Origin of the sequence: Bradyrhizobium pachyrhizi (assembly GCF_001189245.1) — a bacterium.
Classification (GTDB): domain Bacteria; phylum Pseudomonadota; class Alphaproteobacteria; order Rhizobiales; family Xanthobacteraceae; genus Bradyrhizobium; species Bradyrhizobium pachyrhizi.
Map to the genome: position 1 here is coordinate 457,325 of NZ_LFIQ01000117.1, position 5,600 is coordinate 462,924.

The 5,600-nt window shown below is 66.0% G+C and carries 5 protein-coding genes; 2 read left to right on the plus strand and 3 right to left on the minus strand.

All coding sequences use genetic code 11. The annotated features are described in order from the left end of the window. Positions 1 to 110 precede the first annotated feature (110 nt). Entirely contained in the window at positions 111 to 980 is an 870-nt protein-coding gene (locus tag AKL29_RS33885; RefSeq protein ID WP_050387154.1) for a fumarylacetoacetate hydrolase family protein, read from the plus strand. A 25-nt stretch (positions 981 to 1,005) separates the two neighbouring features. Further along, positions 1,006 to 2,634 carry a thiamine pyrophosphate-dependent enzyme gene (locus AKL29_RS33890; protein WP_050387155.1) on the plus strand — a complete coding sequence of 543 codons (1,629 nt, stop codon included), beginning with the start codon at positions 1,006 to 1,008 and terminating at the stop codon, positions 2,632 to 2,634. Positions 2,635 to 2,744: 110 nt separating this feature from the next. Here the strand turns inward: AKL29_RS33890 and AKL29_RS33895 are convergent, their stop codons facing one another. From AKL29_RS33895 to AKL29_RS33905, 3 genes are read right to left on the minus strand one after another with little or no spacing between them, the layout of a single operon-like run. After that, positions 2,745 to 3,959 (minus strand): MFS transporter, encoded by a 1,215-nt coding sequence (locus tag AKL29_RS33895; protein ID WP_050387156.1) that lies wholly within the window; start codon positions 3,957 to 3,959, stop codon positions 2,745 to 2,747. Positions 3,960 to 3,985: 26 nt separating this feature from the next. Continuing rightward, on the minus strand, positions 3,986 to 4,639 hold the full coding sequence (gene alkB / locus AKL29_RS33900; protein ID WP_050387157.1) for a DNA oxidative demethylase AlkB: 654 nt from the start codon (positions 4,637 to 4,639) through the stop codon (positions 3,986 to 3,988). A gap of 13 nt (positions 4,640 to 4,652) precedes the next feature. Then, positions 4,653 to 5,396 carry a 2OG-Fe(II) oxygenase gene (locus tag AKL29_RS33905; RefSeq protein ID WP_050387158.1) on the minus strand — a complete coding sequence of 248 codons (744 nt, stop codon included), beginning with the start codon at positions 5,394 to 5,396 and terminating at the stop codon, positions 4,653 to 4,655. Between the last annotated feature and the right edge of the window lie 204 nt (positions 5,397 to 5,600).

The following is a 5,600-nucleotide window of genomic DNA, read 5'->3' on the forward strand; positions in this document are numbered from 1 at the left end:
CCACGTTGTTGCGAAGATCGTCGCCCCGCGTGCCATAATGTGAAGCCTGTGGTTATGGGTCCCGGCTCGCGCTTCGCTTGGCCGGGACGACACCAATGATTGGATTGCCGATGACTGCCCCTCGCCTCGCCACCTATTCCGTCAACGGCGCCACCAGCTATGGCGCGGTCACCGACACCGGCATCGTCGACCTCTCGTCGCGCTTCAAGGACTATCCGACCTTGCGGGAAGCGATCGCCGCCGGCGCGCTGAGCAGGCTCGTGGAGGACGCCGCCAGGCGCGCGCCCGACCACGCGCTCGACGCAGTCGCGTGGAAGCCGCCGATTCCCACGCCGGAAAAAATCATCTGCATCGGCGTCAACTACCCGGACCGCAATGCCGAATACAGGGACGGCTCGGACGCGCCGAAATACCCGAGCATGTTCCTGCGGGTGCCGCGGTCCTTCGTCGGCCACAACACGCCGGTGGTGCGGCCGCGCGTCTCGCCGCAGCTCGACTATGAGGGGGAGCTCGTGCTGGTGATCGGCAAGGCTGGCCGGCACATTGCGGAGAGCGTCGCGCTCGATCACATCGCCGCGATCACGCTCTGCAACGAAGGCACCATCCGCGACTGGGTGCGCCACGCCAAGTTCAACGTCACCCAGGGCAAGAACTTCGATTCCACCGGCAGCCTCGGCCCGTGGATCGTGCCCTACAGCGGTGAAGCGCAGATCGCCGATATCCGTCTGACCACGCGGGTGAACGGCGAGACCCGCCAGGACGACCGCACCTCGCGCTTGATCTTCGGCTTCCGCTACCTCATCAACTACATCTCGACCTTCACGACGCTGGTTCCCGGCGACATCATCGTCACGGGGACGCCGACCGGCGCAGGTGCGCGGTTCGATCCACCGCGCTATCTGAAGCCCGGCGATGTCGTCGAGGTCGAGGCCGAAGGCGTCGGCATCCTGCGCAATGGCGTCGTCGACGAAGCCACCTAACCTCACAAGCAAAGTGGACAGTGCCATGACCTCAACATCCGGCGGCGAAGCGATCGTCAACGGCCTCGTCGCCCACGGCGTCGACACCGTGTTCGGCCTGCCCGGCGCGCAGATCTATGGCCTGTTCGATGCCTTCCACCAAGCCCAGCTCAAGGTGATCGGCGCCCGACATGAGCAGGCCTGCGGCTACATGGCGTTCGGCTATGCACGCTCCAGCGGCAAGCCCGGCGTGTTCAGCGTGGTGCCCGGCCCTGGCGTGCTCAACGCCTCGGCGGCGCTGCTCACCGCATTCGGCTGCAACGAGCCGGTGCTGTGCCTGACCGGTCAGGTGCCGACGCAGTTTCTGGGCAAGGGCCGCGGCCATCTGCACGAGATGCCGGACCAGCTCGCGACGCTGCGCACCTTCGTGAAATGGGCCGACCGGATCGAATATCCCGACAACGCGCCCGCGCTGGTGTCGCGCGCATTCCAGGAGATGCTGTCGGGCCGGCGCGGCCCGGCTTCGCTGGAGATGCCGTGGGACGTGTTCACCCAGCGCACCCAGGTCGCCCCCATCAAGCCGTTCGATCCGTTGCCGGCGCCGCAGCCCGATCCGGACCGTATCAAGGCAGCTGCCGACCTGATCGCCGGCAGCAAGGCGCCGATGATCTTCGTCGGCAACGGCGCCATCGAGGCGCGCGAGGAGATCCTCGAATTGGCCGAGATGATCGACGCGCCGGTCGTCGCATTCCGCAGCGGCCGCGGCATCGTCTCCAACGCGCATGAGCTCGGGCTCACCATGGCTTCGGCCTACAAGCTCTGGCCGAAGACCGATCTGATGATCGGCATCGGCACGCGCCTCGAGCTGCCGACGATGTCGCGCTGGCCCTACCAGCCCGCCGGACTGAAATGCGTGCGCATCGATATCGATCCGGTCGAGCTGCGGCGCTGGCCGGCCGATGCTGGTGTGATCGCGGACGCCAAGACCGGCACCGCCGATCTCGTCGCCGCCGTGCGCAAGGTGGGCTACCGCAGGACTTCCGGCCGCCGCGCCGCGATCCGCGAGGCAACGGCCGCGACCGAGCAGGAGATCCAGCGCATCCAGCCACAGATGGCCTATCTGAAAATCCTGCGCGAGGTGCTGCCGGCGAACGCCATCGTCACCGACGAGCTGTCGCAGGTCGGTTTCGCCTCCTGGTACGGTTTTCCGATCTACGAGCCGCGGACCTTCGTCACCTCGGGCTATCAGGGCACGCTCGGCTCGGGTTTCCCGACCGCGCTCGGCGCCAAGGTCGCCAATCCGGACAAGCCGGTGGTCGCGATCACCGGCGACGGAGGCTTCATGTTCGGCGTGCAGGAGCTTGCCACCGCCGTGCAGTTCAAGATCGGCGTGGTGACGCTGGTGTTCAACAACAACGCATATGGCAATGTCCGCCGCGACCAACGCGAACGCTTCGACGGCCGCGTCGTCGCCTCCGACCTGGTAAATCCGGATTTCGTGAAGCTTGCAGAATCCTTCGGCGTCGGCGCCGCGCGCGTCACCTCGCCGGATCACTTCCGCCCCGTGCTGGAGAAGGCGCTGGCCGACGGCGGCCCTTACGTGATCTCGGTGGAAGTGCCGACGGATTCGGAAGTTAGCCCCTGGGCGTTCATCCATCCGGCGCGGAATAACTGAGCCAAACGCTCGTCATTCCGGAGCGATGCGCAGCATCGAACCTCAAATGCGCAATGCGCATCCGGGAATCTCGAGATTCCGGGTTCGCTTCGCGCCCCGGAATGACGACGCTAAGCGCTCTTCATGCCGCGTTGCAGCCGTGACGCGGCGATCACGAGCAGGCCGGCGCCGGCGACCGACCAGCAGGCGACCGGCGCCCAGTGCACCAGCGGCGCATAGTCCGGCATCTTCTGCAGGCCGCCCGCGACGGCCGCCATCCGCGCAAAAGTCGCGAGCGCGAGCGCCGAGAAGACGAGGCCGGTGACCTTGCCTTCCGCGCCGGTCTCCCCGATCGCAAGCGCCGCGGACACCGCGCTCATCAGCATGCAGCCCCAAGCGGCCCCCGCCATGAATTGCGCCACGATCAGGACGTTGAGACTGCCGGCGATTTCGGCGGCGATGATCGCAAAGGCGCCGAGCAGTCCCGCCGCGCCCATCACGATCAGGCCGCCGCGATGCTTGACGACGATGCTTGCCGGAAACATCGCGATGTTGAAGCCGATCCAGAAGACCGGCATCAGCCATTGCAGCTCGTCCGCCTTGGCAAAGCGCAAATAGAACGGCGCGCTGTTGATGTTGAAGTGCAGCTGGTAGCCGAGCGACAGCAGCACCATCGATCCGATCAGGAACATCGGCACCGCGCCGAGCCGCTTCGCCGGGGGCGCCAGCCGCGCCGGCTGCGCCTCTGCCGCGATACGGCGCTCGACGCCGGAGAAGGCGAGCGCCGTCAGCAGCAGCACGGCGCCTGACAGCACGAACGGCAGCCGTGCATCCTGGTTGCGCAGCACGACGCCAAGATAGGGCGAAACCGCGCCCGCAACGCCGTAACCCAGCATCGCCAGCGCCGCGAGGAACGGGACCGAGGGTTGCGCGCGATACTTGCCGAGCAGCGTCAGCGGCGGCGCCCGCAAGGCCGACGACGTCACGGCCCAGATCACGATCAGCACAATCAGCCAGACCTTTGCACCCGGCCCGGTGCCGGCGACGTAAGGCAACGCGATGAAGGCGGCGCAGGAGATTGCGGCAAGGATACCGACAAACAAGCCGAGGCGGCCGACCAGGCTCGAGATCCTGTCGGCAGCCATGCCCATCGCCGTGTCGGTGACGGTAAAGATGCCCTGATCCATCATCAGGATCAGGATCACGGTCGACGGTGCGATGCCGACATCGGCGCACAGCTTCGGCAGATAGATCAGATAGGTGGTCCAGCCCAGCGTGAACACGAGCTGCAGCACGGCGAGATAGACGCCGGTGCGGTTGACGGCGCGGTCAGCCTTGGTGGTCATCCGCCAAGTCTAGACCACCCGGCGCTTTAGCGCACCTTGCGGAAGGTCAAATTGATGCGCTGGCGGCCGAGCACGCTGTGCTCGCCATCGGCGAGCGGTGCGACGCCGTGATAAAATAGCCGTGACGGGCCGCCCCACACCGCAACGTCGCCATGTTCGAGTCGATAGCGGCGCGGCGTGTCGCTGCGCTGCAGGCCGCCGAACAGGAAGATCGCCGGCAGCCCGAGCGAGATCGACACGATCGGTGCGCGGTAGTCGAGCTCGTCCTTGTCCTGGTGCAGCGACAGTTTTGCGCCGGGGACGTAGCGATTGATCAGGCAGGCCTCAGGCGCGAAGCCGTTGAAGCCGGCTTCGTCAGCGGCGCCGGCGGCGAGCCTGCGCAACACCTCCGGCATTTCAGGCCAGGGTTGTCCCGAGTCGGGATCGATCGCATCATAGCGATAGCCGCTGGGATCGGAGACCCAGCCGACGCTGCCGCAATTGGTCATTGCGACCGACATGCGGTGGCCGGCCGGCGTGATCAGATGCCGGAACGGCGCCTGCTTGACGATGGCGCGCAATGCCGGGATCAGCTCGGCCTCGAACGGCCGGACAAAGCCGCGCAACAGCACCGCGCCATCCGCGATCGTCTCGTGCGACGGCCTTGCATCGCCAATTGTCTCGAACAGATCAGCGGCCACGCCTCTCTCGCGCTCACTTCGCGTCGTGGAAGATCACACCAACGGTGTGGCGATGGCCGGAGCGAATCCGGCTGACGCCGTGGCGCAGATTGACACGATACGGTCCGCGCGTCCCCTGCACCGGTCGATAATGCACGGCAAAGGCCACCGCATCGCCCTTGGTGAGCGGCACCACCTCGGGCCGTGACTGCATCCGCGGCCGCTGCTCGGTCAGCACGAATTCGCCGCCGGTGAAATCGCGCCCGGGCTGCGACAGCAGGATCGCGACCTGGATCGGGAACACATGCTCGCCATAGAGATCCTGATGCAGGCAATTGTAGTCGCCCTCGCCATATTGCAGCAGCAGCGGCGTCGGCCGCGTCTGTCCGGCATCGTGGCAGCGCTTCAGGAACGCCGCATGCGACGGAGGATATCGGATATCGATCCCCATCGTCTCGTTCCAGCAATTGGCTGTCGCGGTCAGCCGCGCATAGAGCGCCGGCCGCAGCTCCGCGATTAAATCCGGCAGCGGATAGGAGAAATACTTGTACTCGCCGCGGCCGAAGCCGTGACGGCCCATCACGATCCGGCTACGGAACTGGCTGTCGTCGGGATACAGCGCGGCGATGGCATCACATTCCTCAGGCGTCAGCAGACTGTTGAGGACGGCGCATCCCTGCCCGTCGAGGTCGGTCGTGATCCGGTCCCAATCGAGCCCGTCGACGCGGGCCGGGATGCCGGTGGGTAGGCGGGTGATGGTTTTGGCTGTTGCTGTCATGGGACGGAATCTGGCCCCTGATTGCGGGAGTCGCCACCCGATTTCCGATCGAAAGATGCAGAGAACGTCACCGCAATTACGGTGTCGTCTCGGCGAAAGCCGGGACCCATAACCACCGTCGCTAGTTGTTGAAATCGCTGGGGCCACAGCGTGCCAACCACAACGCCCCGTGGCTATGGGTCCCTGTGTCTTGGAAGTCTGTCA